The sequence below is a fragment of the Derxia lacustris genome (genome assembly GCF_002105195.1).
GTDB classification, from domain to species: Bacteria; Pseudomonadota; Gammaproteobacteria; order Burkholderiales; family Burkholderiaceae_E; genus Derxia; species Derxia lacustris.
Genome location: NZ_MUHU01000002.1, coordinates 441,514 through 468,286, shown reverse-complemented (window position 1 = coordinate 468,286; position 26,773 = coordinate 441,514). Strand labels below are relative to the sequence as shown.

22 protein-coding genes and 1 other RNA gene are annotated in these 26,773 nt (G+C 70.8%); 20 read left to right on the top strand and 3 right to left on the bottom strand.

What is annotated here, in order from left to right; all coding sequences use genetic code 11:
* The first annotated feature begins 18 nt into the window (after nt 1–18).
* The 8 genes from B9P64_RS03850 (at nt 19) to B9P64_RS03815 (ending at nt 8,102) form a co-directional block, all read left to right on the top strand.
* A complete protein-coding gene (locus B9P64_RS03850; protein WP_085314887.1) occupies nt 19–2,379 on the top strand; it encodes a TonB-dependent receptor in 2,361 nt (786 codons plus the stop codon).
* Between the two features lie 10 nt (nt 2,380–2,389).
* Nucleotides 2,390–2,947, top strand: a complete 558-nt coding sequence (locus B9P64_RS03845; protein WP_085314886.1) for a MotA/TolQ/ExbB proton channel family protein — start codon at nt 2,390–2,392, stop codon at nt 2,945–2,947.
* A 214-nt stretch (nt 2,948–3,161) separates the two neighbouring features.
* Nucleotides 3,162–4,628: a magnesium transporter gene (mgtE, locus tag B9P64_RS03840; RefSeq protein WP_085315091.1), complete on the top strand. Its 1,467-nt coding sequence runs from the start codon at nt 3,162–3,164 to the stop codon at nt 4,626–4,628.
* 30 nt (nt 4,629–4,658) lie between these two features.
* Nucleotides 4,659–5,678 (top strand): EpsD family peptidyl-prolyl cis-trans isomerase, encoded by a 1,020-nt coding sequence (locus tag B9P64_RS03835; protein ID WP_085314885.1) that lies wholly within the window; start codon nt 4,659–4,661, stop codon nt 5,676–5,678.
* Nucleotides 5,675–6,559, top strand: a complete 885-nt coding sequence (gene xrtB, locus B9P64_RS03830) for an exosortase B (protein ID WP_085314884.1) — start codon at nt 5,675–5,677, stop codon at nt 6,557–6,559. The genes B9P64_RS03835 and xrtB overlap by 4 nt, the downstream gene beginning before the upstream one ends.
* Nucleotides 6,556–7,269, top strand: coding sequence for an exosortase-associated protein EpsI, B-type (gene epsI, locus B9P64_RS03825; RefSeq protein WP_085314883.1), 714 nt, complete (start codon nt 6,556–6,558; stop codon nt 7,267–7,269). The genes xrtB and epsI overlap by 4 nt, the downstream gene beginning before the upstream one ends.
* Nucleotides 7,270–7,528: 259 nt before the next feature.
* Nucleotides 7,529–7,867 carry a BON domain-containing protein gene (locus B9P64_RS03820; protein ID WP_085314882.1) on the top strand — a complete coding sequence of 113 codons (339 nt, stop codon included), beginning with the start codon at nt 7,529–7,531 and terminating at the stop codon, nt 7,865–7,867.
* Between the two features lie 49 nt (nt 7,868–7,916).
* Nucleotides 7,917–8,102 carry a CsbD family protein gene (locus tag B9P64_RS03815; RefSeq protein ID WP_085314881.1) on the top strand — a complete coding sequence of 62 codons (186 nt, stop codon included), beginning with the start codon at nt 7,917–7,919 and terminating at the stop codon, nt 8,100–8,102.
* A 104-nt stretch (nt 8,103–8,206) separates the two neighbouring features.
* On the opposite strand, the gene B9P64_RS03810 is transcribed toward B9P64_RS03815, so the two are convergent.
* The gene (locus B9P64_RS03810; RefSeq protein ID WP_085314880.1) at nt 8,207–10,138 is read right to left on the bottom strand and encodes a PAS domain-containing sensor histidine kinase; all 1,932 of its coding nucleotides are present in this window, start codon (nt 10,136–10,138) and stop codon (nt 8,207–8,209) included.
* Between the two features lie 216 nt (nt 10,139–10,354).
* On the opposite strand from B9P64_RS03810, the gene B9P64_RS03805 reads away from it, so the two are divergent.
* Nucleotides 10,355–11,326 carry a 5'-nucleotidase gene (locus B9P64_RS03805; RefSeq protein WP_085314879.1) on the top strand — a complete coding sequence of 324 codons (972 nt, stop codon included), beginning with the start codon at nt 10,355–10,357 and terminating at the stop codon, nt 11,324–11,326.
* Between the two features lie 17 nt (nt 11,327–11,343).
* Here the strand turns inward: B9P64_RS03805 and B9P64_RS03800 are convergent, their stop codons facing one another.
* Nucleotides 11,344–12,147 (bottom strand): response regulator, encoded by an 804-nt coding sequence (locus tag B9P64_RS03800; protein WP_139826125.1) that lies wholly within the window; start codon nt 12,145–12,147, stop codon nt 11,344–11,346.
* Between the two features lie 11 nt (nt 12,148–12,158).
* Entirely contained in the window at nt 12,159–14,303 is a 2,145-nt protein-coding gene (locus B9P64_RS03795; protein ID WP_085314877.1) for a protein kinase domain-containing protein, read from the bottom strand.
* A gap of 124 nt (nt 14,304–14,427) precedes the next feature.
* On the opposite strand from B9P64_RS03795, the gene rnpB reads away from it, so the two are divergent.
* The 11 genes from rnpB to murG all read left to right on the top strand — a co-directional run bounded on the left by rnpB (nt 14,428) and on the right by murG (nt 26,751).
* Nucleotides 14,428–14,736, top strand: an RNA gene (rnpB, locus tag B9P64_RS03790) — RNase P RNA component class A.
* Nucleotides 14,737–15,169: 433 nt separating this feature from the next.
* Nucleotides 15,170–15,598 carry a division/cell wall cluster transcriptional repressor MraZ gene (gene mraZ, locus B9P64_RS03785; RefSeq protein WP_085314876.1) on the top strand — a complete coding sequence of 143 codons (429 nt, stop codon included), beginning with the start codon at nt 15,170–15,172 and terminating at the stop codon, nt 15,596–15,598.
* Nucleotides 15,599–15,601: 3 nt separating this feature from the next.
* Entirely contained in the window at nt 15,602–16,588 is a 987-nt protein-coding gene (gene rsmH / locus B9P64_RS03780) for a 16S rRNA (cytosine(1402)-N(4))-methyltransferase RsmH (RefSeq protein WP_085314875.1), read from the top strand.
* Nucleotides 16,585–16,866, top strand: coding sequence for a cell division protein FtsL (gene ftsL / locus B9P64_RS03775; RefSeq protein ID WP_085314874.1), 282 nt, complete (start codon nt 16,585–16,587; stop codon nt 16,864–16,866). Before rsmH ends, ftsL begins: the two co-directional genes overlap by 4 nt.
* Nucleotides 16,863–18,605 (top strand): peptidoglycan D,D-transpeptidase FtsI family protein, encoded by a 1,743-nt coding sequence (locus tag B9P64_RS03770; protein WP_085314873.1) that lies wholly within the window; start codon nt 16,863–16,865, stop codon nt 18,603–18,605. The genes ftsL and B9P64_RS03770 overlap by 4 nt, the downstream gene beginning before the upstream one ends.
* On the top strand, nt 18,605–20,176 hold the full coding sequence (locus B9P64_RS03765; protein ID WP_085314872.1) for a UDP-N-acetylmuramoyl-L-alanyl-D-glutamate--2,6-diaminopimelate ligase: 1,572 nt from the start codon (nt 18,605–18,607) through the stop codon (nt 20,174–20,176). The genes B9P64_RS03770 and B9P64_RS03765 overlap by 1 nt, the downstream gene beginning before the upstream one ends.
* Nucleotides 20,170–21,606: a UDP-N-acetylmuramoyl-tripeptide--D-alanyl-D-alanine ligase gene (locus B9P64_RS03760; RefSeq protein ID WP_085314871.1), complete on the top strand. Its 1,437-nt coding sequence runs from the start codon at nt 20,170–20,172 to the stop codon at nt 21,604–21,606. Before B9P64_RS03765 ends, B9P64_RS03760 begins: the two co-directional genes overlap by 7 nt.
* 1 nt (nt 21,607) lies before the next feature.
* Nucleotides 21,608–22,762 (top strand): phospho-N-acetylmuramoyl-pentapeptide-transferase, encoded by a 1,155-nt coding sequence (gene mraY, locus B9P64_RS03755; RefSeq protein WP_085314870.1) that lies wholly within the window; start codon nt 21,608–21,610, stop codon nt 22,760–22,762.
* 4 nt (nt 22,763–22,766) lie between these two features.
* Nucleotides 22,767–24,389 carry a Mur ligase family protein gene (locus tag B9P64_RS03750; protein WP_085314869.1) on the top strand — a complete coding sequence of 541 codons (1,623 nt, stop codon included), beginning with the start codon at nt 22,767–22,769 and terminating at the stop codon, nt 24,387–24,389.
* A complete protein-coding gene (gene ftsW, locus B9P64_RS03745; RefSeq protein ID WP_085314868.1) occupies nt 24,383–25,675 on the top strand; it encodes a putative lipid II flippase FtsW in 1,293 nt (430 codons plus the stop codon). Before B9P64_RS03750 ends, ftsW begins: the two co-directional genes overlap by 7 nt.
* Nucleotides 25,672–26,751 carry an undecaprenyldiphospho-muramoylpentapeptide beta-N-acetylglucosaminyltransferase gene (gene murG, locus B9P64_RS03740; RefSeq protein WP_085314867.1) on the top strand — a complete coding sequence of 360 codons (1,080 nt, stop codon included), beginning with the start codon at nt 25,672–25,674 and terminating at the stop codon, nt 26,749–26,751. Before ftsW ends, murG begins: the two co-directional genes overlap by 4 nt.
* Nucleotides 26,752–26,773: the final 22 nt, after the last annotated feature.

Sequence of the window (26,773 nt, the reverse complement as noted above, 5' to 3'; positions counted from 1 at the left end):
ACCCGCAGAGGCTCTCGCATGAAGAACATCAGGCTCAAGACGCTCGCCCTCGCCGTCATGTCGCTCGGCGCGCTCCACGTCCAGGCGCAGACCACCAGCGTCGGCACCATCACCGTCACCGGCGAGGGCGACAAGCTCGGCACCGGCCAGCTCATCCAGGAAGACACGCCCAAGGCCAAGAGCACGGTGACGCGCGCCGCGATCGAGAAGGCGCGGCCGTCGAGCAACCCGTTCCAGCTGCTCAACCTGGCGCCGGGCGTCAATGCCAGCAGCTATGACGCCACCGGCCTGTTCGGCGGCAACCTGCGGGTGCGCGGCTTCAACAGCGACCAGATGGGCTTCACCGTCGACGGCGCGCCGGTCAACGACTCGGGCAACTTTGCCGTGTACCCGCAGGAGTACACCGACAGCGAAAACCTCTGCGAAACCTTCGTGACGCAAGGCGCGACCGATACCGAGGCGCCGCACGTCGGCGCCTCGGGCGGCAATGTGGGCCTGACCAGCTGCGCGCCCGAGGACGAGCGCCGCGTGCGCTTCGCCCAGAGCCTGGGCCAGCTCGACTACCGCCGCACCTATCTGCGCTACGACACCGGCAACCTCGGCGGCTACAAGGCCTATGTGTCCTACTCCAAGTCGTATGTGCACAAGTTCAAGGGCGAGGGCTCGGCCGACCGCGATCACGTCGAACTGAAGATCCAGGGCGATGCCGGCCCGCTCAAGCTCGACGGCGGCCTCAAGTACAACCGCGCCTTCACCAACAACCTGCGCAGCCTGTCGCAGGCCCAGCTGGCGGCCGGCGGTTACGGCGCCGACTTCAGCTCGACGGCGCCGCAGCATCTGGCCGGCGTCAACGGCACGGCGCAGAACGAGGCCAGCCTCGCCAGCGCCACCGCGTTCTACAACCTGGCCAACAACCCGTTCGAGAACTACCTGGTCACCGGCAAGGCCGAGCTGCGCGTGGCCGAGAACGGCACGGTCAGCATCGCGCCCTACTTCTGGTACGGCTACGGCACCGGCGGCGTGCAGCAGACCTCGCTGGCCGAATCGAGCGGCAGCACGCGCTTTCATGGCGGCATCGCCGACATCAACCGCGACGGCGACACGCTCGACACGGTGCTGGTCTATCGCGGCTCGGTCACCGAAACCCATCGCCCCGGCGTGACGCTGAGCACCAGCTGGGCGTTCGACGATCACCGGCTCTACGCCGGCGTCTGGTACGAGCGCGCGCGCCATCGCCAGACCCAGCCCGCGACCCGCGTCAGCAATCTCGGCAGCGCCGACGATCCCTGGCTCAAGGGCTCGCTCCTCACCAATGCCGACGGCTCGCTCTACCAGGGCCGCGACCAGATGACGGTGAGCACCGGCAGCAGCTATTTCGTGCAGGACACGGCCGACTATCTGGGCGGCCGGCTGTCGGTGACCACCGGCATCAGCTACCGCGAGATCAAGCGCGACTTCAGCAACTACGCCAACAACTCGGCCGCCTCGGGCATCGACTACAAGATCGACAAGCGCTATTCGCAATGGCTGCCGAGCGTGGGCGCCAAACTGCAAGTGACCGAGCAGGTGCAGGGCTTTGCCTCGGCGAGCAAGAACTTCCGCGCGCCCAGCAACTTCGAGTACCAGGGGCTGGTGACCGGCGCCAGCTACGTGAACGGCCAGCCCGTCGGCGGCACGGTCATCTACTCGGCGGCCAATCGCATCAAGCAGGAGGTGTCGAACAACTACGAGCTGGGCACGCGCTTCGCCGGCGCGGCGCTCAACGCCTCGGCGACGCTGTTCTACGTGGACTTCCAGAACCGCATCGCGCGCGGCTACGACCCGGCCTCGGGCGGCTTCTACGACATCAATGTCGGCGGCTCGAAGGTGAAGGGGCTGGAGCTTGAACTGGGCACCGTGCCCGTGGCCGGCGTGAGCGGCTATCTGTCGGCCAGCTACACCAGGAGCACGCTCGACAACGATCTGCAGAACGGCACGGCCACGGCCATCGTGACCCAGCCCACGGCCGACAAGCAGTTCCCGGACACGCCCAAGCTGATGCTGGGCGGCGCGCTCCAGTACACCTGGGGCCCGTTCCTGGCCAACTGGCAGACCAAGTACACCGGCAAGCGCTATTCGACGCTCACCAACGACCAGTACGCTGGCGGCTTCACCGTCACCGACCTCAACCTGGCCTGGCAGCTGCCCAACTTCGAGTTCTTCAAGAAGCCGCTGGTCCGCTTCAACCTGAGCAACCTGTTCAACAAGCAGTACCTCAACCTCAACTCGGGCAGCGGTTCCAACATCACGGTGAACTCGGTGGGCGCCAATGCCAGCCAGCCGAGCTACTACGTGGGCGCGCCGCGCTTCGCGAGCGTCACGCTCCAGTCCGACTTCTGAGCGGGGCGGCATGAACTTCACCCTGCTGCACGAAGTCGTGCTCTGGGCCATGGGCGCGGTGCTGGCGCTGGCACTCGCGGTCATCGTCGAGCGGCTGCTCTACTTTGCCCAGGTGGAGCGGCTGCGCCGGCGGCTGCTGGCGGCGCCGGAGGCGGTCGCCGGCAATGCCGGCCCGCATGCGCAGATGCTGGCCGGCGTGCTGGCGCTGCGCGCCGGCGGCGCCAGCGCCGAGCGCACCGATCTGCGCATCCAGGCGCTCTACCTGGCCCAGCAGGCGTCGGTGCGGCGGCTGCTGTGGGTGGTCGATACCGCCATCACGCTCAGTCCGCTGCTCGGCCTGCTCGGCACCATCCTCGGCATCATCGACACCTTCACGGCGCTGGCGGCCGAGGGCGTGTCCGATCCGCAGGCGGTCAGCCGGGGCATCGGCACCGCGCTGGTGGCGACCGGCGCGGGCATCGGCATCGCCGTGTTCTGCCTGGTGTTCAACAACTTCTTTCTGGAGCGGGTGGAGCGGGTCAACGACCAGCTCAAGCTCATGGCGCTGGAACAGGCCGGCGCGGCCTGAGCCGACGGCGGGCGGCCGGGCTGCGCTAGCATCGGCCGCCCGCCCGCCGCCACAGGAACCGACCGCGATGACCGACCCCGCCCGCCAGGATCCGCCCGAACTCCCGCCGGGCAGCGCCCAGGCGCCGGACCCGGCGGCCGCCGACGCGCGCGCGCCGCACACCGCGTCCGCGCCGGCCGGCGAGACCGAGCCCGACGACCATCCGCACGAGCCGATGCCGCGCGACCCCGACGTGGCCCAGCGCGCGCTGGCCCAGGTGCAGCGGCTGCTGCACCGCCAGCACATCGTCCAGCAGATCACCGAGCGCCAGCATTTCGCCGAGGACGACGCGCGCCACGAGCTGGTCGCCAAGCTCACCCACAAGCAGCACGAGGCCGAGCTGCGCGCGGTGCTGGTCGATCTGCATCCGGCCGACATCGCCTATGTGCTTGAGGCGCTGCCGCCGGTCGACCGGGCCGAGGTCTGGAGTCTGGTCGCGCCCGAGGGCGCCGAGCCCGAGACCCTCGGCGAGGTGATGCTCGAAGCCAGCGACGCGGTGCGCGAATCGCTGATCGGCGCGCTGGCCCACGACCGGCTGGTGCAGATCGCCGCCGCGCTCGACGCCGACCAGCTCGCCGATCTGGCGCCGCTGCTGCCGCAGGGCGTCATCGACGAGGTGACGCAAAGCCTCAGCACCGAGGAGCGCGAGGAGCTGCGCGCCGCCATGAGCTTCGAGGAAGGCTCGGTCGGCGCGCGCATGGTGTTCGAGATGGTCACCATCCGCGACGACGTGAAGCTGGAGACGGTGCTGCGCTATCTGCGCCTGTTCGACGAGCTGCCCGATCACACCGATCAGGTCTTCGTCATCGACCGCGACGAGCACCTGAAGGGCGCGCTGTCGATCAACACCCTGCTGGTCAACGACCCCGACGAGACGGTCGCCGACCTGATGCAGACCGAAATCTTCACCCTGCATGCCGACGACGACGCCGGCGACGCGGCCCAGGCCTTCGAGCGCTACGACTTCGTGTCGGCGCCCGTGATCGACCGGCGCGGCCGGCTGATCGGCCGCCTGACCGTCGCCGAGATCGTCGACGTGATCCGCGAGGAAACCGAGGAGCAGGTGCTTTCCGCCGCCGGTCTGCGCGAAGAGGAGGACTTGTTCTCCTCGGTCTGGGAATCGGCCAAGAATCGCTGGCTGTGGCTGGGCGTGAACATGTGCACGGCCTTCTTCGCCAGCCGGGTGATCGGCAACTTCGAAGGAATCATCGAGAAGATCGTGGCGCTGGCGGCGCTGATGCCCATCGTGGCCGGGATTGCCGGCAACTCGGGCAACCAGACCATGACGCTGCTGATCCGCTCGATCGCGCTGGGTCAGGTGACGCCGGGCAATGTGCGGCGACTGGCGCTCAAGGAGCTGGTCGTGGCGCTGTCCAACGGCGTGGTCTGGGGCTCGGTGGCGGGGCTGTTTTCGATGCTGCTGTACTTCAACTCGCCGCATGTGCTGACGCTCGGCGGGGTGATGTTCCTGGCCATGGTGCTCAACATGCTTGTCGGCGCCGGGGTCGGCATGGCGGTGCCGATGCTGCTCAAGAAGCTCGGCCGCGATCCGGCCATGGGCTCGTCGGTGCTGCTCACCTTCACGACCGATTCGGGCGGCTTTTTCATCTTCCTGGGGCTGGCGACGCTGTTCTTCAGCTGAAGCCCTCCGGGGCAACAGCTTGGGAGCGGCATGAGTCGCATTGCAGCGCGGGTCCGTCTTTCCCTAATCGCGGCGGCACTCGCCGGCCTGCTCGGCGCCTGCGGCCAGCAGGCCAAGGCGCCGACCCAGGTCGCGGCGCGGGTCGACGACGCCGAGATCTCGGTGCACCAGATCAACGATGTGCTCAATCAGGCCGGTGGCCGGCTCACGCCCGAGCAGACCGAGCCGGCCGCGCGTCGCGTGCTCGACGGGCTGGTGACGCAGGAGCTGCTGGTGCAGCGCGCCCGCAAGGCCAAGCTCGACGACGATCCGCGCGTGGTGCGCGGCGTCGAGGCGGCGCGGCGGCAGATCCTGGTGCGCGCCTATCTGGAGCAGCGCCGCGCGCTCGAACGCAAGCCCGACGAGGCCGAGGTGACGGCCTTCTTCGATGCCAATCCGGCGCTGTTCCGCCAGCGTCAGGTCTATGCGCTCGATGAATTCTCGATCGAGCCGGCGCCGGGCCTGGCGCCCGAACTCGATGCGCTGGTCGCGCGCAAGCCGACCGTGGCGGCGCTGGCCGACTGGCTGACGGCGCGCGGTGCCGGCTTCGTGCTGCGCAGCGGCCGGCGCGGCGCCGAGCAGCTGCCGCCGCCGGCGCTGGCCAGCGTCAAGGCGCTGGCGCCGGGCCAGAGCGTGGTGATCGCCGGCGAGCGCGGTCTGACGCTGCTGCGGCTGGCCTCGGCCACGCCGGCGCCGGTCTCGCTCGATCAGGCGCGCCCGGCCATCGAGCAATGGCTGCTGCGCGAACGCCTCGCGCGGGTCGAGCAGCAGGAGCTGAATGCGCTGCGCGGCGGCGCCAGGATCGAGTATTTCGGCCAGTTCGCCGATCTCAACGGCAAGGGCGCGACGGCTGCACCCGGTGCCGCTGCCAGCCCGCCCGGCGGTGCCGCGCCGGCCGTCCTCGCCCCGGGCGCTGCCGCGCCGGCCGATGCGCTCGGCGCCCCGGCCGCCGGGCCGGCGCTCGGCGAGGCGGCGCTGCCCGGCGCGGCGCCGGCCGCCGGCCGCCCATGAGCGCGCGGCTGCCGGCCGGCGGGCCGTCGGTGCTGCCGCTGGCGGCGTTCGGCATCGGTTTTGCGGCGCTCTATGTGCCGAGCCTGCTCGATCTGTCGCGCAGCCTGTGGGACAGCAGCGAGCAGAGCCAGGGGCCGCTGGTGCTCGCGGTCGCCCTCTGGCTGCTGGCGCAGCGCTGGCGTGCGCTGCCGGCCGTCGCGCCGGCCGACGGTGGCGCGGTCTGGCCCGGCTGGCCGCTGCTGGCGCTGGGGCTGGCGCTGTACGCGCTCGGCCGCTCGCAGGGCATTCTGGTGTTCGAGCTGGGCTCGCTGATCGTGCTGCTGGCGGCGGCCATCGTGCTGCTGCGCGGGCTGCGCACGCTGCGCCATTTCGTGTTCCCGCTGTGCTTTCTGCTGTTCATGATCCCGCTGCCCGGCGCGGTCGTCGCGGCGCTGACCCAGCCGATGAAGTCGGCCGTCTCGGGCGCGGTGGTGGCGCTGCTCCAGCCGCTCGGTTATCCGGTGGCGCGCTCGGGCGTCATCATTTCCATCGGCCAGTACGACCTGCTGGTGGCCGATGCCTGCGCCGGCCTGCAAACCCTGTTCTCGCTCGAATCGCTCGGCCTGCTCTATCTCGATCAGGTGCGCCATCCGTCGCGCGCGCGCAGCGTGGCGCTGGCGCTGCTGGTGTTCCCGATCGGCTTCGTGGCCAACGTGGTGCGGGTGGCGGTGCTGGCGCTGGTCACCTTCCACCTCGGCGATGCGGCCGGGCAGGGCTTTCTGCACGGGCTGGCCGGCATGCTGCTGTTCCTGTGCGCGCTGCTGCTCATCATCGCGGCCGACAGCCTGCTGCGCCGGCTGCTGCCGGGCCGTCCGGCGCTGCATGCGGCGGGCCGCGCATGAGCGCGCCGCCACTGCCACCCGCCGCCGGCAGCGGGCCGGCGCCGCTGCGCCGCGCCGTCGTCGCCAGCCTGCTGATGAGCGCCGCCGCGCTCGGCACCGCCGCACTCACGCCCCGGCTGCACCGCGCCGACGTCATCGGCCCGCCGCGGCTCGACGCCAGTCTGCCGGCGCGCTTTGCCGGCTGGCAGCTGGAGCCGGCGCCGGTGCAGGTGGTCAATCCGCCGGCGCGCGAGCTGCTCGACCGCATCTATGCCGAGGTGCTGGCGCGCAGCTATGCCAATGCGCGCGGCGACCGGGTGATGCTGACCATCGCCTACGGCAACGACCAGCGCGACGGCCTCCAACTGCACTACCCCGAGGTCTGCTATCCGGCCCAGGGCTTCGAGATCGTCGCCAAGCGCGATGTGACCCTGAGCTTGCCGGGCGGCAGCATCCCGGCGCGCCAGCTTGAGACGGTGCTGCGCAACCGGCGCTTCGAGCCGGTGACCTACTGGACCACGGTCGGCGATCTGGCGGTGCGCGGCGGCATCGACAAGAAGCTGGCCGAGATGCGCTACGGCCTGCACGGCACCATCCCCGACGGGCTGCTGTTCCGCGTGTCGTCGATCGACCGCGACAGCGCGCATGCGTTTGCGGTGCAGCGCCAGTTCGTCGCCGATCTGCTGGCGAACCTGCCGCCGGCGCTGCGGCTGCGGCTGGCCGGCTTCTGAGTCGCGCCGCGCCGGCGGCCGCCAGCGGCGCGGCCGACCGCCCGGCATGGCCGGCCGGTCGGCCGCCGCTGTCGCGCCCAGTCCTACAGCCGGGCCCGCCCGGGCCTGACCCCGTGGCCGCCCGCCGGACGACAGGCGCGCCGTGCGGCGCTGGCTACATTGGCTTCGCGGTCGTCGCCGAGACACGAATCCCGGCAGACACCGCGACCGGCGTCGTGCGCGGCCCGGTCCACGTCATGCGGATTCGGGAGAACAAGCCATGCAAGCCAACAACCTCATCGCCCGCGGTCTGATCGTCGCCATCCTGGGTACCGGCGCTGTCTTTGCCAGCGGCTGCGCCTCGTCGCCCAACTCGGCCAGCTTCGGCGAAACCGTCGACGACTCGGTCATCACCACCAAGGTCAAGAGCGCCTTCGTGCAGGACAAGACGGTGGACGCGACCGACATCTCGGTCGAGACCTACAAGGGCACGGTGCAGCTGAGCGGCTTTGCCAAGAGCCAGGCCGAGATCGATCAGGCCGCCATGCTGGCGCGCCAGGTCAAGGGCGTGGTCAGCGTGAAGAACGACGTGCGGCTGCGTACCGCGGCGTCGAAGTGAGCGGCGCGAGCCGTTGTCCGTCAATCGTCATCAGCGAAGGGAGTTCCACATGAACAGCGATCAACTCAAGGGCCGTGTCGAGGAAGCCAAGGGCAAGGTGAAGGAAGGCGTGGGCAAGGCCGTCAACAGCGACAAGCTGCGCGCCGAAGGCAAGATCGATCAGGCCGCCGGCCGCGCCCAGGCCACCTATGGCGATGCCAAGGAAAAGGTGAAGGACGTGATCGATCGCAGCTGATCGAGGCATGCCGGGCGGCGGTCTTCGGACCGTCGCCCGGCCCACGCAACAGGGCCCGCCCGCGTCTTCCGTGACGTTGGCGGGCCTTGTCGCGTGGGCCGGCGTCAGCTGGCGGCGGGCGCGTCGAGCAGTTGCAGCAGCTGCTGCACCGTGAGCGGCTTGACCAGCCGCAGGCTGCTGCCGGCCGGCAGCGACTCGGTCTGGCGTCCGGCCGGCGCGATCAGCGCAATGCGCGGCGCGGCAGCCGGCGCGGCCCGCGCCGCCACCAGCCGCTGCACGAAGTCGGCCGGCCGGCTGCCGGCGATGTGATCGGCCAGCAGCACCCGGTCGGGCTTGAGCAGGCGCATCAGCTCGATGGCCTCGTCGCGCTGGCTGGCGACATGCAGCCGCACCGTCGGATAGGCCTCCAGCATGGCTTCGAGCAGGGCCACGTCGAGCGCGTCGTCGTCGAGATAGAGCAGGGTGAGCGGGCCGGGCTCGCGCGCCGGCGCGCGGCTGTCGTGACCGCGCCGCGCGGCCGGCTGGGGCAGCGGCAGCGCCAGACTCAGATGCAGGCCGGCGGCGTCGCGGCGCGCATCGATGCGGCCGTTCATCATCACCGCCAGCCATTGCGCGATCGACAGCCCCAGCTCGCGCGGCGCCGGCGCGGCGGCATCGGCGCGCGGCTCCAGCGAGTCGGCCAGCCGGTCGGCGCCGACATCGCCGGGCGCGAGCGGATGGTCGATCTCGATGCGCGCCTGGGCGCCGGCGCCATCGAGCCGGGTGGTCACGTCGACCACGCCGCCGTCGGCGCAGTCGCGCACCGCGTTCGACAGCAGCTGGATCAGGATTTCCTCCAGCCGCTCGCGGTCGGCCCAGGCGATCACCGGCGCGCCGAGCGGCGGCCGGATGCGCAGCTCGACGTCGCGCCGGGTGAGCGCCGGATCGATCATGTCGGTGGCGTCGCGCACGGTGCGCACGCAGTCCACCTCGGCCCAGCGCAGCCTGAGCGTGGCGCGCTCGGTGCGCGCCAGATCGACCGCCTGATCGACCATGCCGAGCAGCTGGCGCGCGGCGCTGCCGATGCTGCTCACCAGCCGGCCGGGCTGGCCGTGCAGGTTCAGATTGGCGTCGTGGCGCAGCAGCTCGGCATGGCCGATCACGGCATTGAGCGGCGCGCGCATCTCATGGCCCAGCCGCGCCAGGAAGTCGGTCTTGGCATGGCTCGCGGCCTCGGCATAGAGCATGGCGTGGCGCGCGTCGGCGGCCTGGCGGCTGGCGCTGATGTCGTGCAGCACGGTGATGTGGCGGCCGGGTAGGCCGTCGTCGCCGGCGACCGGCTGGATGCTGACCGAGGCCCAGTAGGGCGCGCCGTCGCGCCGGTGCGCGAGCAGTTCGATGTAGTCGACCGCGCGGCCAGCGGCCAGCTCGGCATCGATGTGGCGCAGCGTGGCCGGATCGGTGCCGGGCCCGCCGATGAACTCGGCCTGCGGCTGGCCGCTGGCCAGCGCGCCGTCGTGGCCGGTGATGCGGGCGAAGGCGCGGTTGGTCCAGATCACGCGGCGCAGCCGGTCGCTGATGATGACGGCGCTGTTGGTGTGGTCGGCGACCTGGGCCAGCTTGCCGTTGATGAGCACGGCGGCGCGCAGCTCGCGGTTGGCCTGCTCCAGCGCCTGCATGCGGGCCTGCGGCTCGGCGCAGGGCAGCAGCAGCAGCAGGCAGCGGCCATCGGCGCCGGGCAGGGCGCGCAGCCAGAGGTCGTGCGCGATGCCGTTGCGCAGGCTGAAGCCGTCGAGCTTCACCTCGCCGTCGCTGCGCGCCTGGGCCAGCGCGCGCAGCAGCGCCCGGCCCAGCACCGGCGTGGCGGCCAGCCCCACGGCCGGCGCGCCGACAAAGCCGCTGGCCGGCGCGATCGCGCCGCAGGCCGGATTGGCCGCGACGACGCTGTCGGCCGCATCGAGCAGCAGCGCCGGCCAGGGCAGGGCCGCGAAGACGGCATCGGTCGCGGACGATGGCGGCGCGACCGGCGCAGGCAGACGTTGTGGGTCGGGCGGCATGCTGGAACTGAGTTTTCTTTGGGCTTGCGGTGGCGGCGTGGACCCAGCGTGAGGGGCGCTGTCGGTGGCTTCGACCGGGCTGACGCTTTTTTACACCGCAGTGCTGGCACCGGGTTGACGGCCCGCAGGCCGCGCCGGGTGCCGGCTATGCTCGCCCGGCCGCTGCCGTCCGCCGCCGCGCCGGCCCCCGATCCGCCACCTTCCGCTTCGCCCGCCATGACCCAGCTTCCGACCCTTGCCGCGCCGCCCGCCGATGTCGTTCCGCGTCTGGTGGTGGCGATCAGTTCGCGCGCGCTGTTCGACTTCGAGGAGGAGAACCGCATGTTCGACACCCAGGCCGACGACGCGGCCTACATGCGGCTCCAGTTCGAGCGGCTGGAGCAGCCGGCGCGCGACGGCGTGGCCGCGCCGCTGGTGCGCAAGCTGCTGGCCTTCAACGCCGGCTGCGACGAGCACCGGCGCCGGGTCGAGGTGGTGATCCTGTCGCGCAACGATCCGGTCTCGGGGCTGCGGGTGTTCCGCTCGGCGCGCCAGGCCGGGCTGGCCATCGACCGCGGCGTGTTCACGCGCGGCCGCTCGCCGATGCGCTATCTGGCGCCGCTCAAGGCCAATCTGTTCTTGTCGGCCAACGAGGCCGATGTGCGCGATGCGCTGGCCGCCGGCTTTCCGGCCGCCAAGGTGTATCCGGCGTCGCGCGCGGCGGCGCAGTCGCATCCGGACGAGATCCGCATTGCCTTCGACGGCGATGCGGTGCTGTTCAGCGACGAGGCCGAGGCCATCTACAAGGCCGGCGGGCTGCACCGCTTCATCGAGCACGAGGTGCAGCATGTGGCGCGGCCGCTGCCCGAGGGGCCGTTCGCGCCGCTGCTGCGCGCGCTGCATGCGCTCCAGGCCGCCGCGCGCAGCACCGACGGCGCGCCGCCGATGCGCATCCGTACCGCGCTGGTCACGGCGCGCAGCGCGCCGGCGCATGAACGCGCGATCCGCACGCTGATGGACTGGAATGTGGGCGTGGACGAGGCGCTGTTCCTCGGCGGGCTCGACAAGGGGCCGTTCCTGCGCGAGTTCGAGCCCGATTTCTTCTTCGACGACCAGACTCGGCATTGCGATTCGGCCGCCGCCCATGCGCCGACCGGCCATGTGGTGTCGGGCATCGCCAATCTGCTGCCGCCGCCGCTGGCGGACTAGCGCGGGCGGGGCCGGCCTCAGCCGAGCGGCGCGACGCGGCCGCGACTCAGCGCCTGGCCCAGCGTGGTCACCAGCTCGGTCGGATCGACCGGCTTGACCAGCATGGCGTCGCAGCGCGCGATGAAGGCGCGCAGCCGCACGCCGAGGTTGTCGTGCCGCGTCATCAGCGCGATGGCGGTATCGCCGGCGCCCACGCGGCGCGCATGGCGCAGCAGCCGCAGACCGCCGCCGGGCAGGTCGTCGGCGGCGAACAGCAGCCGGTAATGGGTCAGGCCCAGCATGTCGAAGGCCTGGGCGGCATGCGGCGCAAAGCCGGTGTCGATGCGGAACGGCGTGAGCGCGGCGCGGATGAACTCGGCATTGGCGGCGTCGGCATCGGCCACCAGCACGCGCGCGATCGGGCCGTCGGCGCGCGGCAGCGCGGCGCGCACCGCCGACGGCAGCCCGGCAATCACCGCCGGCAGCAGATTGCTGCGCCGCGCCGTGCCGTCGAGCGCGGCGAACACCGCGCTCCACACCAGCGGCCGGGCCACGCGCGGCGGCACGCCCGGCACCGCGCCGTCGCCGACCACCACCGTGCCGAGCCGCGCCACGCCACGGTCGGCGAGGTAGGCGGCGATGGCGCGCGGATCGTCGGTATCGACCAGCAGCAGGTCGCAGGCCTCGCCGCGCGCCGCCAGCGTGTAGCGCTGGGCGCGCTGATCCGAGTACTCGAAGATGGTTGCGAGCGCGATGCGCTCGGTGGGGCTGAAGCCGAGGATGCGCACGCGCAGCGCCTGACCGGGCAGGACCCGCGCAGGGACGGGAAGGGCAGAGGGCATCGGGGAGCGGTTCAGAGTTGCATTGCCGCCTCGATCACCTGGCTGGCGCTGGCATAGCGCTCGGCCTGCTTCTTGGCCATCAGCCGGTCGAGCAGCGGCTGGAAGCGGGCGAGGGCGGCGGGCAGCCGGGGGATCGGGGCATGGACATGCTGGTACAGCAGGCCCTGGGCATTGTCGGCGTAGTAGGGCTTCTTGCCGGTGAGCATTTCGTGAAGCATCACGCCCAGGCTGTACAGGTCGCTGCGGGTGTCGACCGCGCCGCCCACCGCCTGCTCGGGCGAGATGTAGTAGGGCGTGCCGTAGACCTCGCCGTGGCGGGTCTTCATCAGCGCGTTTTCCAGATGCTTGGCGATGCCGAAGTCGGCCAGCACCAGCGCGCCGTCGCGCCGCAGCATCACGTTGTCGGGCTTCATGTCGCGGTGGACGATGCCGAGCTTGTGGATCGCCGCCAGCGCGCCGGCGATGCGGATCAGCGTGCTCTGCGCCATCTCGGGCGTCATGCCGGCCTTGATCATTCCGCGCAGGTCGCCGCCTGGGAAATGCTCCATCGCGATGTAGGCATAGCGCTGGGTAAAGCCCTGCTCGAAGATGCGCGCCACGCAGGGATGGTCGACCTGCGAGATGGTCGAGTACTCCTGGATGAAGCGTTGCAGCGTCTCGCCGAGCGTCTTGTCGTTGATCGGCAGCAGCTTGAGCACCACCTCGCTGCCGTCCGATTCGCGCTCGGCCAGGTAGACCAGCGACATGCCGCCTTCGCCCAGCTTGCGCACCAGCCGGTAGCCCGGGATGTCGGGCTGGCCGTCGGCGCCGACGCCGCTGCCGTTGTGCGTGGTGCGGCGCGACGGCCATTTGCGGATGAGTTCGCTGTTGGTCTGCACCGCGCTCGCCACCGCCTCGTAGAAGCGGCGTTCATGGTCGGACGCGCGCAGCTTGGGATCGAGGCCGACCACTTCCACGATGTCGACCGGCTGCACCCGGCCCTTGAGGCTGAGCTGGCTGCGCCGGCCGGCGCGCAGGCGCGGTCCGGCGGCGTCGAAGGCCGGCTGGCTCGCCACCACGCTCCATTGCAGCGCCTTGGTGGCTTCCTCAAGGCGGGCGGCGGTGTTGACCGTGTCGCCGATGATCGTGGTCTCGACCGTGTCGTGGCTGCCCATCTTGCAGACCGTGACGTCGCCGGTATGGATGCCGACGCCGACGCAGAACTCGGGCAGCTGCCGGCCCGGATGGCGGTCGGCGATCCAGGTGCGAAAGCGGGTCGCGGCCAGGATCATCAGCAGCCCGGCCTTGAGCGCGCGCTCGGCATGGTCCTGAAGGTGATCGGGCGGCGACTCGAACAGCGCCACCAGCCCGTCGCCGAGGAACTTGACCACCCAGCCGTGCTGGCGCTGGATCGGCTCGCAGGCGCGGGCGAAATAGGCGTTGAGCAGCTCGACCACCTGCTCCGACTCCAGCTGCTCCGACATCGACGTGAAGTTGCGGATGTCCGAGAACAGCACCGTGCCGGTGGTGGTGCGCTTGGTAATCATGGCGCTCGCGGCCAGCTCGGCATCCGGGTCGAGGATCGACTCGTTGATGAGCGTTTCGGGCGCCTGGTCGATGAACTGCGCGAAGTTGGCCGGCAGCGTGTGCTGCTCGAGCTTGGGCGGCCGCCACATGCCGCGCGGATCGGTGCGCGTGAGCGCGTTGCCGGGCGGCAGCGCCGGCTCGATCGCGGTCAGCCCGCCCTGGGTATTGCCGGACAGCGTGAGACCGGTGAGCGTGGTGGCCGCGAGCTTGCTGTGATCGCCGAGCATCTCGCCGACCGCCAGCAGCAGCACCTCGCGCGGCACCGGGCGCGCCAGCACGATGTCGGCGCCGGTGGCGCGGGCGCGCGCCGCCAGATCGCTGTCGCTGCGCTCGCCCAGCAGGATCACCGGCAGATGGCGCATGCGCTCATTCGAGCGCACCGCCTTCACCAGCCCGATGCCGTCCATCTTGGGCATGGTCAGTCCGGCGATCACCAGCATCGGCGGCCGCATCATGATTGCCGCAAGCCCTTGCAGGCCGTCGGCCGCCGTCCGCACCTTGTACTCGACCGTCTCCAGGTCGAAGCGGGTGCGCGCAAGCGTGGCGCTATCGCTGTCGATCAGAAGGATGTCGGAGGGAGGCGAGGCCATGGCCGGGGCGGCGAGTCATCAGAAGTCATATTCTGCAACAGCGCTTCAAGCCAGAAGTTCACACCCGCCTGCAATCGCTGCCCTTGGACGAAATTCGCGCCGCGCTAGGTACACTGCGCCCCGCGAAGCGGATCGGACAGCCGCCGGGTCGGCTTGCCGGCCGGGAGGAAAGTCCGGACTCCACAGAGCTGCGTAGCAGGTAACACCTGCCCGCCGCAAGGCGCGGATCAGAGCAACAGAGACGAGCCGATTCAGTTCGGGTGAAACGGGCAATCTCTACGCGGAGCAACACCAAATAGGCGGCCGTCGACCCTGCTCGGGGAGGCCGCGGGTAGGTGGCTTGAGCGGCGCGGCGACGCGTCGCCTAGAGGAATGGCTGTCAGGGCCGGGCAACCGGCCGTCACAGAATCCGGCTTACAGATCCGCTTCGCACTTTCTTCTTCCGCGCCGTCCGGCGCGCGTCCCACGATTTCCCACTGCCGGCGCCGGAATGCCCCGGCAGCGTCGGCGGCCATGCGGCTGCGTATGTGCGGCCAGAAATCGTCCAGCAACTCCCATCTGCCGTCTGGCGGAATTCCCCTGTTTGATTCCGCACTTGCGGAAAAGCGCGCAACGCCCTAATTCCATGAGCTTTTTCCGCTCCGGCGGGGGTGGACACCGAGGTCTAAGTGCTTGTTCCGATTAGGTAATTCACCGGGGCTCGCCTTGACCAGTAACAGGCCCTCCTCTAGAGTGGGAAAAAGTGCAAAAAAGTGAGCTTTTGTGGAACGAAGAAGGCCAAATCCGGCCTAAGTCGCGCTTCCCCAAGTAGCTTGCGCGGCCTCGGTCCGGGGCTCTCCCGGTCGATTCGACTCCAGGCGGCAGGCGTGTTCCAAGGCAATTCGGCGTTGACTCTCGATGCGAAAGGGCGGCTTTCCATGCCTGCCCGGTATCGGGACGCCCTGAATTCGCTTGGCAATGCGCAGATCACCATCACCCGTTCGCCCGACCGCTGCCTGCTCATCTATCCGCGTCCGGTCTGGGAGGTGAAGCGGGCCCAGATCGCGGCGTTTCCGGCGTCGGCGCGCGGTTTCCAGCGGCTGCTGCTCGGCAATGCGCAGGAAGTGGAGCTGGACGGCGCCGGGCGCGCCCTGGTCAGCCCCGAGCATCGCCAGTTCGCCAAGCTCGACCGCGAGGTCATCCTGCTGGGCATGGGGCAGTACTTCGAGTTGTGGGACCGCACCAGCCATGACGCCGCCGAAGAGGCGACGCTTGCGGCAGGGATTCCGGATTCGATCGGTGACTTTTCCTTCTGACCCATGGCCGATCGTCCCGACACCGGGCAGCACGTCAGCGTGCTGCTCGAAGAATCTCTTTCAGCCCTGCGCATCCGCGCGGACGGCGTGTACGTCGACGGCACCTTTGGCCGCGGCGGTCACAGCCGCGCGCTGCTCGCGCAACTGGGGCCGGCTGGCCGGCTGCTGGCTTTCGACAAGGACCCGGCCGCGATCGCTGCCGCTGCTGCCATCGATGACCCGCGCTTTGCGATCGCGCATGCCAGCTTCGCGATGCTGGCCGACGAGCTTGCCGCGCGCGGCATCGAGCGCGTCGACGGCGTGCTGCTCGACCTCGGCATCAGCTCGCCGCAGATCGACGAGCCGGAACGCGGCTTCAGCTTTCGCCACGATGGCCCGCTCGACATGCGCATGGACCCCACGCGCGGCGAGTCGGCGGCCGACTTCGTCAACACGGCCGAGGTGGCCGAACTCGCACGGGTGATCCGCGACCATGGGGAAGAACGGTTTGCTCTTCCGGTTGCAAAGGCGCTTGTGGCTCGCCGCGCGAGCCAGCCTTTCCTCCGCACCCTCGATCTCGCGCAAGTCGTGGCTGGCGCAGTCCGCACGCGCGAGAAAGGCCAGGATCCGGCCACGCGCACCTTCCAGGCTCTACGGATTCACGTCAATCGCGAGCTGGAGGACCTTGAAGTGACGCTGCATGCGGCGCTCGCGGCCTTGGCCACGGGCGGCCGGCTGGCGGTCATTTCCTTCCATTCGCTCGAGGACCGCATCGTCAAGCGCTTCGTGCAGGCGCAGACGCGGGTGCCCGAGTCGTTCGCGCGGCTGCCGCTGCGCGAGGACCAGCTGCCGCAACCGCTGCTGGCTGACGTGGCGCGCAGCTTTCCGTCCGACGAGGAAGTGGCGCGCAATCCGCGCTCGCGCTCGGCGGTGCTGCGCAGTGCCACCCGCACCGCCGTGCCGCTGCCCGCCGGCGGCACGCGCGCACCCGAGCCGAGGGGCCGCAAATGATTCTGCGCATCGTGCTCATCGGATTGCTGATGGCCAGTGCCTTCTCGCTGGTGACGGCGCAGCAGCGCATGCGCCGCGCGGTCGATGAAAGTTACCGGCTCCAGCATGAGGAGCATTCGCTCACGCTGGAGTGGTCGCAGCTTCAGACCGACCAGACGCTGTACGGCAAGCACAGCCTCATCGAGGCCTCGGCGCGCCAGATCGGCATGCGCCCGGTCTCGCCCGATCGCACGCAATTCCTGTCGCCGGGCGCCGCCGCCCAGGGAGCCAAGCCATGAGAGCCGGAGCCAAGGGAGTGGGATTCGCATCGAGTCCGGTGCTGGCGGTGCGCCTGCCGAGCGGCCGTTCGCGGCTGCTGCTGGCGCTCATCACGCTGGCGTTCGCGGCGCTGTTCGGGCGCGCGCTGTACTTGCAGGGCATCACCACCGCCTTCCTGCAGAAGCAGGGCGCGCAGCGCTATGAGCGCACCGTGATCCTGCCGGCCATGCGCGGCAAGATCACCGACCGCAACGGCAGCGTGGTGGCGTCGTCGCTGCCGGTGAAGGCGATCTGGGCCGAGGAGGTCGATCCCGACAATCCGCGCCTGGGCGAGCTGGCCGGGCTGCTGGCGATGCCGGCTTCGGTGCTGCGCACGCGGCTGGCCGACGACGACCGCAAGTTCATGTACCTCAAGCGCCAGCTCACCGACGAGCAGGCCCAGCGCGTGCTGGCGCTCGGCATTCCGGGCATCCATGCGCGCACCGAGTTCAAGCGCTACTACCCCGAGGGCGAGACGCTGGCCCATGTGGTCGGCTTCTCCGACATCGAGGAAGTGGGCCAGGAAGGCATCGAGCGCGCCTACAACGACCAGCTCACCGGCCATGTCGGCAAGCGGCGCGTCATCAAGGACCTGTTCGGCAGCGTGGTGACCGAAGGCGCGCTGGAGCGCTCGGCCTATGACGGCGAGACGCTGGCGCTGTCGATCGACAGCAAGATCCAGAGCGTGGTGTTCGCCACGCTCAAGGCCTCGGTCGAGCAGTTCAAGGCCAAGGCCGGCGCGGCGGTGGTGCTCGACGTGCAGACCGGCGAGGTGCTGGCGCTGGCCAACATCCCCACCTACGACCCGAACGATCGCGGCCATCTGCGCGGCGAGCAGCTGCGCAACCGCGTGATTACCGACCAGTACGAGCCCGGCTCGATCATGAAGCCGTTCACGGTCGCGCTCGCGCTCAATACCAAGCGCGTCACGCCCGACACGCCCTACAACACCGCGCCGGGCCACATCACCATCGACGGCAAGACGGTCGGCGACAGCCATGCCCACGGCATGCTGACGGTGCGCGAAATCATCCAGAAGTCGAGCAACGTGGGCACGGTGAAGATCGCCATGCCGATCCCGCCCAAGGAGATGTACGAGTTCTTCAGCTCGGTCGGCTTCGGTCAGGCGCCCAAGATTCCGTTCCCGGGCGCGAGCGCCGGCCGGGTGCGGCCGTGGAACAGCTGGAAGCCGATCGAGCAGGCGACCATGGCCTACGGCCACGGCATCTCGGTCTCGCTGTTGCAGATGGCGCGCGCCTACACGGTGTTCGCGCGCGACGGCGACATCATCCCGATCACCATGCTGCGCACCAGCCAGCCGGCCCAGGGCACGCGCGTGGTCTCGCCCGAGGTGGCGCGGCAGATGCGCGAAATGCTGGAGCTGGCCTCCGGCCCGGGCGGCACCGCGCCCAAGGCGCAGGTGGTCGGCTATCGCGTCGGCGGCAAGACCGGTACCGCGCGCAAGCAGGAAGGCAAGGGCTATGCGGCCGGCAAGTACATCTCGTCGTATGTGGGCATGGCGCCGGTGTCCAATCCGCGCATCGTGATCGCGGTGATGATCGACGACCCGTCGGGCGGCATCTACTTTGGCGGCGACGTGGCCGCGCCGGCGTTCTCGCAGATTGCCGGCACCGCGCTGCGGCTGATGAACGTGGCGCCCGATGCGCCGTTCAAGGCCAGCGTCATCGCGCCCGCCGCCTCGGTCGAGGAGAGCATGTGATGGCGGTGTTCGATCCCGCAGCGCTCGATTCCGGGCTCGCCGTCGCGGCGCGCTGGGCGCTCGCGCATGCGGGCGCGCAGGGCCGGCTGGTGTCCGACAGCCGCCAGCTGCGGCGCGGCGACATCTTCGTGGCCTTCCCTGGCGACCATGCCGACGGCCGGCGCTTTCTGGCCGCCGCGCTGGAGCTGGGCGCGGCCGGCGCCATCGTCGAGTCGCGCGGTGCCGAGCCGCCGCCGGCCGGGCTGCCGTTCATCGCCGTGCCCGATCTGCGCCGTCACAGCGGCGAGCTGGCGGCGCAGTTCTACGGCCATCCCAATGCGCGCATGGCCACGGTCGCCATCACCGGCACCAACGGCAAGACCACCTGCGCGCTGTGGCTCGCCACGGCGCTTTCGCGGCTGGGCCGGCGCGCGGCCATGATCGGCACGCTGGGCGCCGGGCTGGTATCGGCCGAGGCTGCCGAGGTGGCCGCGACCGGCTTCACCACGCCCGATGCGGTGCAGCTGCAAACCCGCCTCGCCGATCTGCATGCGGCCGGCGCCGATGCGCTCGCGATCGAGGCCACGTCGATCGGCCTGGAGCAGCACCGGCTCGACGGGCTGCGCATCGACGTGGCGGTGTTCACCAATCTCACGCACGACCATCTCGACTATCACGGCTCGTTCGCGGCCTATGAGCGCGCCAAGTACGCGCTGTTCAACTGGCCCGGACTGCGCGCGGCGGTCATCAACATCGACGACCCGGCCGGCGAACGGTTTGCCGACGTGGTGCGCGAGCGCGCCGATGCGCTGGCGGTGCGGCTGCTGCGCACCTCGTGCAGCGACGCCAGCGCCGAGCTGTTCGCGCATGCCATCGTCGCGCGCCCGACCGGCATGGCCTTCGAGCTGCGCTGGCAGGGCGCGGCGCACGCGGTGGAACTCGGCGTGCCCGGGCTCTACAACATCCACAACTGGCTCGGCTGCGCCGGCGCGCTGCTGGCCTCGGGCCATCCGGTGGACGAAGTGCTCGCGGCGCTCGGCGCGGTGCGCCCGGCGCCCGGCCGCATGCAGATGCAGGGCGGCGCGCTCGACGCCGACGGCCGTGGCGAGCCGCTGGTGGTGGTCGATTACGCCCACACGCCCGACGCGCTCGAACAGGCGTTGACCGCGCTGCGGCCCATCGCCCGCGTGCGCGGCGGCCGGCTGGTGGCGCTGTTCGGCTGTGGCGGCGACCGCGACCGCAGCAAGCGCCCGGTCATGGCGCGCATCGGCGCCGAGCTGGCCGATGCCGTCTGGCTCACCAGCGACAACCCGCGCGGCGAGGCGCCCGAAGCCATCCTCGGCGACATGGCCCAAGGCGTGCCGGCCGGCGCCCGCGTGCGCGTCGAGCCCGACCGCGCGCGCGCCATCGCCGGCGCCATCGCCGGCCTCGCGCCGCGGGATGTGCTGCTGGTGGCCGGCAAGGGCCATGAGCGCACCCAGGACATCGGCGGCGTGAAGCTGCCGTTCTACGACCCCGAGCAGGTGGCGGCCGCGCTGGCGCGGCGCGCCGGGCGCGACGCATCGACCACCGGCGAGGGCGCCGCATGCTGAGCCTGCGCGCCGCCGCCGCCATCCTCGGCTGCCCGTTCGCGGGCGACGGCCGGGCCGTGTTCACCCGCGTGAGCAGTGACAGCCGCGACCTGCGCGCCGGCGACCTGTTCGTCGCGCTGCGTGGCGAACGCTTCGACGGCCACGGCTTCGTCGCGCAGGCCATCGCGGGCGGTGCCGCCGCCGTGCTGGCCGAAGCGCTGCCCGACGGCTTTGCCGGCAATGCGCTGCTGGTGCCCGACACCCGCGCGGCGCTCGGTCTGCTGGCCGCCGGCTGGCGCCGCCGCTTCGCGCTGCCGGTGATCGGCGTGACAGGCAGCAACGGCAAGACCACGGTGAAGGAAATGCTGGCGGCGATCCTCGCCGCCGCTGCCGGCGAGGGCGCGCGTCTCGCGACCGCCGGCAATCTCAACAACGACATCGGCACGCCGCTCACGACGTTGCGGCTGCATTCCGGCCATCAGCTGGCCGTCATCGAAATGGGAATGAATCATCCGGGCGAGATCGCCCAGCTCGCGCGCATCGCGCAGCCCACCGTCGCGCTGGTCAACAACGCCCAGCGCGAGCATCAGGAATTCATGCAGAGCGTGGCCGCCGTCGCGCAGGAGAACGGCTCGGTGTTTGCCGCGCTGCCGGCCGATGGCGTGGCGGTGTTTCCGGCCGGCACCGAGTTCGACGCGCTGTGGCGCGATCTGGCCGGTGGCCGGCGCTGCCTCGGCTTTGCGCTCGCCGATGAGTCGGCCGCCGCCGGCACGTCCGCGACGCCGCCGGCCGACGTGATCGGCCACGCCACGCCCGCCGAGCACGGCTGGACACTGGCGCTCGCCGGCGCGGTCGACGTCGCCGGCATCGAGCTGCATCTGTTCGGCCGCCACAACGCGCTCAACGCGGTGGCCGCCGCCACCAGCGCCGCCGCCGCCGGCATTGCGCCCGAGGCGATCCGCGCCGGTCTCACGGCCTTCCGCCCGGTGCGTGGCCGGCTGCAAGCCAAGACCGCCACGCTCGCGCCGGCCGCCGGTGCCCGCGTGCTCGACGACACCTACAACGCCAATCCCGACTCGGTGCTGGCCGCCATCGACGTGCTGGCCAGCCTGCCGGCGCCGCGCGTGCTGGTGCTCGGCGACATGGGCGAGGTCGGCGACAACGGCCCGCAGTTCCATGCCGAAGTCGGCGCAGCCGCGCGCGAGCGCGGCATCGACACGCTGATCGCGATGGGCGAACTCGCGCGCGCCGCGCTGGCTGCGTTTGCCAATGCCGGCCTGCCCGCGCCGCGCCATCCGCAGCCGCTCGCCGAATCGCCCGAAGCCGCCGCCGACGCGGCCGCGCTGGCCGCCGGCAGCGGCGGCAGCATCCTCGTCAAGGGTTCGCGCTTCATGCGCATGGAACGCGTGGTCGCCGCGCTCTGCGGCGAAGCCGCGACGGGAGCGCACTGACATGCTGCTGCTCCTCGCCCAATGGCTGTCGCAGGATGTGCGCGCCTTCCAGGTCTTCAACTACCTCACGCTGCGCGCGGTGCTGGCGACCATGACCGCGCTGGTCATGGGCCTGCTTGCCGGGCCGGCGGTCATCAACCGGCTCACGGCCTGGAAGATCGGGCAGGCGGTGCGCAGCGACGGCCCGCAGACCCATCTGGTCAAGGCCGGCACGCCCACCATGGGCGGCGTGCTGGTGCTCATTTCCATCGCCATCTCCACGCTGCTCTGGGCCGACCTCGGCAACCGCTTCGTGTGGGTGGTGCTGATCGTCACGCTCGGCTACGGCTGGATCGGCTGGATCGACGACTACCGCAAGGTCGTGCATCGCAATCCCAAGGGCATCACGCCGCGCGAGAAGCTGTTCGGCCAGGCCATCATCGCCGGCGGCGCCTCGGTCTATCTGGCCTTCTGCGTGGGTGCCGAGACCAATCAGCGCGCCTACGACCTGTTCATGGCCTGGGTGCACGGCGGCTTTGCAATGGCGCTGCCGTCCAAGGCCGACCTCATCGTGCCGTTCTTCAAGCACATCGGCTATCCGCTCGGCGTCTGGGGCTTCATCGTGCTCACGTTCTTCGTGATCGTGGGCACCAGCAATGCCGTGAATCTCACCGATGGCGCCGACGGCCTCGCGATCATGCCGGTGGTGATGGTGGGCGGCGCGCTCGGCATCTTTGCCTATGTCACGGGCAACGCCGTCATCAGCAAGTACCTGCTGTTCCCGCACATCCCGGGCTCGGGCGAGCTGCTGATCTTCTGCGGCGCGATGGCGGGGTCGGGGCTGGCCTTTTTGTGGTTCAACGCCTATCCGGCCCAGGTGTTCATGGGCGACGTGGGCGCGCTCGCGCTCGGCGGCGCGCTCGGCACCATCGCGGTCATCGTGCGGCAGGAGATCGTGCTGTTCATCATGGGCGGCGTGTTCGTCGCCGAGACCGTGTCGGTGATGCTGCAGGTGGCGTACTTCAAGTGGTCGGGCGGCAAGCGCATCTTCCGCATGGCGCCGCTGCACCATCACTACGAGCTGTCGGGCTGGAAGGAAACGCAGGTGGTCGTGCGGTTCTGGATCGTCACGATGATGCTGGTGCTGTTCGGCCTGTCCACCTTGAAGCTGAGGTGAGCGCATGAGCCTGTTCGCAAGCTTTGCCACGCCGCCGCGCGTGCTGGTGCTGGGCCTCGGGGAATCGGGGCTGGCGCTGGCGCGTTGGTGCGTCGCCCAGGGCGCGGCGCTGCGGCTGGTGGACACGCGCGCCAATCCGGCGCTGGCCGAGCGGGCGCGCGAAATCGCGCCCGACGCTGAAATCCTGACCGGCGCGGCCACGCTCGACGCGGCCCTGCTCGACGGCATCGATGTGGTCGGCATCTCGCCGGGCCTGTCGCCGTTCCACGCGCCGGTCGCCGGGCTGATGGCGGCGGCGCGCGAGCGCGGCATCGCGGTGTGGAGCGAGATCGAGTTCTTCGCCGAGGCGCTGGCGGCGCTCAGGACCGCGCGCGGTTACGCGCCCAGGCTGCTCGCCATCACCGGCACCAACGGCAAGACCACGGTCACCACGCTGGCCGCGCATCTGTGCGAGCACGCGGGGCGTTCGGTCATCAAGGCCGGCAACATCTCGCCGGCCGCGCTCGATGCGCTGGCCGACGCGCTCGCCGCCGACGCGCTGCCCGAGGTCTGGGTGCTGGAGCTGTCGAGCTTCCAGTTGCAGGCCACGCATTCGCTCGCGCCCGACGCGGCGGTGGTGCTCAACATCACCGAGGACCATCTCGACTGGCATCCGTCGATGGCGCAGTACGCCGAGGCGAAGGGGCGCATCTATGCCCACGCCGGGCTGCGCATAGCCAACCGCGCCGACGGCCCGACGGTGGCGCTGGCGCGCGGCGATGCGGCCGCGCTGGCGCTGGCCTTCCCGGCGCCGGTGGCCGACATGGCCGAGTCGGCCGAGACCGTCACGCCGCCTGAAGCCGCCGCCCCCGGCCGGCCGCGCCGCGCGCCCAAGCCCATCGAGCCGGTCTACTTCCCGCACGTCAGCTTCGGCCTCGACGCGCCGGTCGCGCCCGGCGACTTCGGCCTGCTCGACGACGGCGGCCTGCGCTGGCTCGCCAATGCCGACGGCCTCGAAGACGAAGCCACCGGCCGTGGCCGCAACCGCGAAGTGCCGGTGCGCGTGCAACGCCTGATGCCGGCCGACGCCGTGCCGCTGACCGGCGACCACAACCTCGCCAACGTGCTGGCCGCGCTGGCGCTGGTGCGCGCCGCCGGCATCCCGATGGCGCAGGCGCTGCACGGCCTGCGCGAATTCGCCGGCCTGCCGCATCGCGTCGAGACGCTGCGCTCGCTCGGCGGCGTGGACTGGATCGACGACAGCAAGGGCACCAATGTCGGCGCCACCGTGGCCGCGCTCGACGGGCTCAAGCGTCGCGTCGTGCTCATCGCGGGCGGCGACGGCAAGGGCCAGGATTTCGCGCCGCTGCGCGCGCCGGTCGGCCGCTGGGCCCGCGCGGTGCTGCTCATCGGCCGCGACGCCGCGCGCATCGCCGATGCGCTCGCCGGCATCGATGCGCCGATCGAGCGCTTCGACAGCCTGGAAGCCGCCACCGCGCGCGCCGCCGAACTCGCCCAACCCGGCGACGCGGTGCTGCTGTCGCCGGCCTGCGCCAGCCTCGACATGTTCCGCAACTACGCGCATCGCGCCGAAGTGTTCGCGGCCACGCTCACCGACATCGCGCTCGACCGGGGTGAGCCATGCTGAGCCGCCTGCTCGACAAGCTCGGGCTCGGCAAGGCCGCGCCCAACAGCGGCACGCGCAGCCCGCGTCGCGCGCGCGTGCCGGCCGGCGACAACCTCGCCTTCGGCGCTGCCGGCGTTGGCCCGGTGGGCGGCGCGCCGACCCATGTGCGCGGCATGGCGACCCACGATCACTGGCTGGTGCTGGCCACCGTCACCCTGCTGCTGCTCGGCACGGTGATGGTCTATTCGGCGACCATCGCGCTGCCCGATTCCAACCGCTACGGCAATCTCACGCCGACCTTCTTTGTCGTGCGCCACATCGGCGCCATCGTCGTGGCCAGCTTCGCGGCGGCGTTCTGCTTCCAGATTCCGAGCGCCGCGTGGCAGCGCAATGCGCCGCTGCTGTTCATCGGCGGGCTGGTGCTGCTGGTGCTTGTGCTGATCCCGGGCGTGGGCAAGGGCGTGCTCGGCGCGCGGCGCTGGATTCCGCTCGGCGTGATGAACATGCAGCCGTCCGAGCTGATGAAGCTGTTCTGCGTGCTCTACGCGGCCGACTACACGGTGCGCAAGCAGGAGTGGATGCACAAGCTCAGCAAGGGCTTCGCGCCGATGGCGGCGGTGATGATGCTGGTCGGCCTGCTGCTCCAGCTCGAGCCCGACATGGGCGCCTTCATCGTCATCGTGGCGATCGCCTTCGGCATCCTGTTCATCGGCGGACTCAACGGCATGCTGTTCATCGCGCTGCTGGGTGCGCTGGTGGTCGGCTTCATCGGGCTGGTCGAGCTGTCGCCCTATCGCGCGGCCCGCATCCTGGCGTTCTGGGATCCGTGGAGCGAGAAGAACGCGCTCGGCAAGGCCTATCAGCTTACGCAGGCGCTGATCGCCTTCGGTCGCGGCGAATGGGCCGGCGTGGGCCTGGGCGCCAGCGTGCAGAAGCTGCACTACCTGCCCGAGGCGCATACCGACTTTCTGCTCGCGGTGGTCGGCGAGGAGCTGGGCTTTCTGGGCGTGGCGCTGGTGATCGGGCTGTTCTATCTGATCCTGCGCCGCTGCTTCGACATCGGCCGTCAGGCCATTGCGCTCGACCGCACCTTTCAGGGGCTGGTGGCGCAGGGCGTGGGCGTGTGGTTCGGCGCCCAGACCTTCATCAACATGGGCGTGAACCTGGGCCTGCTGCCGACCAAGGGTCTGACGCTGCCGCTGATGAGCTATGGCGGCTCCGGGATTCTGGTCAACCTCGTCGCGCTGGCCATGGTGCTGCGCATCGACTGGGAAACCCGCCGGATGATGCGGGGGCAGCGCATATGAGCGGCCCGCGTCATCTGGTGGTGGTGGCGGCCGGTACCGGCGGCCATGTGATGCCCGGTCTGGCCGTGGCCGATGAAATGCGCGCGCGCGGCTGGACCGTGAGCTGGATCGGCACGACCACCGGCATGGAGAACGAGCTGGTGCCGGCGCGCGGCATCGCGCTCGACCGCATCGCCTTCACCGGCATGCGCGGCAAGGGCCCGCGCCACATGATCGAGGGCGGGCTGCGCTTCATCGGCGCGATGGCGGCGAGCCTGAAGCTGCTGCGCCAGCGTCGCGCCCGGGTGGTGTTCGGCACCGGCGGCTATGTCTGCGTGCCGGTCGGGCTGATGGCGCGGCTCGGGCGCCGGCCGCTGGTGCTGCTCAATGCCGATGCGGCGCTGCTGCTGTCGGCGAAATTGCTCGCGCCCTTCGTCACGCGGCTGGCGACCGGCTTTCCGGCCACCGGTCGCACCGCCGCCGCGAGCGAGCGCTGGACCGGCAATCCGGTGCGCGCCGAGATCGCCGCGCTGCCGGCGCCCGAACAACGCTATGCCGCACGCAGCGGCGCGCTGCGTCTGCTGGTGGTCGGCGGCAGCCTTGGCGCGCGCGTGCTCAACCAAACCCTGCCCGAGGCGCTGGCGCTGCTGCCGGCGGCGCAACGCCCGGCGATCGCGCATCAGACCGGACGCATCGAGGCCGACTCGGTGCGCGCCGCCTATGCGCGCCACGGCATCGCCGCCGAGGTGCTGCCCTTCATCGACGACATGGCGCGGCGCTATGCCGAGGCCGATGTGGTGCTGTGCCGCGCCGGCGCCATCACCGTGTCGGAGCTGTGCGCCGGCGGCGTGGCCTCGGTGCTGGTGCCGCTCAAGGTCAGCACCACCAGCCATCAGCAGCACAACGCCGAGCTGATCGAGCGCGCCGGCGCCGGCATCCATCTGCCGCAGGCCGGGCTGACGGCGGCGGCGCTGGCCGAGCTGATCGGCGGCCTCACGCGCGAGCGGCTGGCCGCGATGGCGACGCAGGCGCGCACGCTGGCCAAGGCCGACGCCGCCAGGGCCGTGGCCGACCTCATCGAAGAGGTGGCGGCATGACCGGGCACAACATCAACGCGCG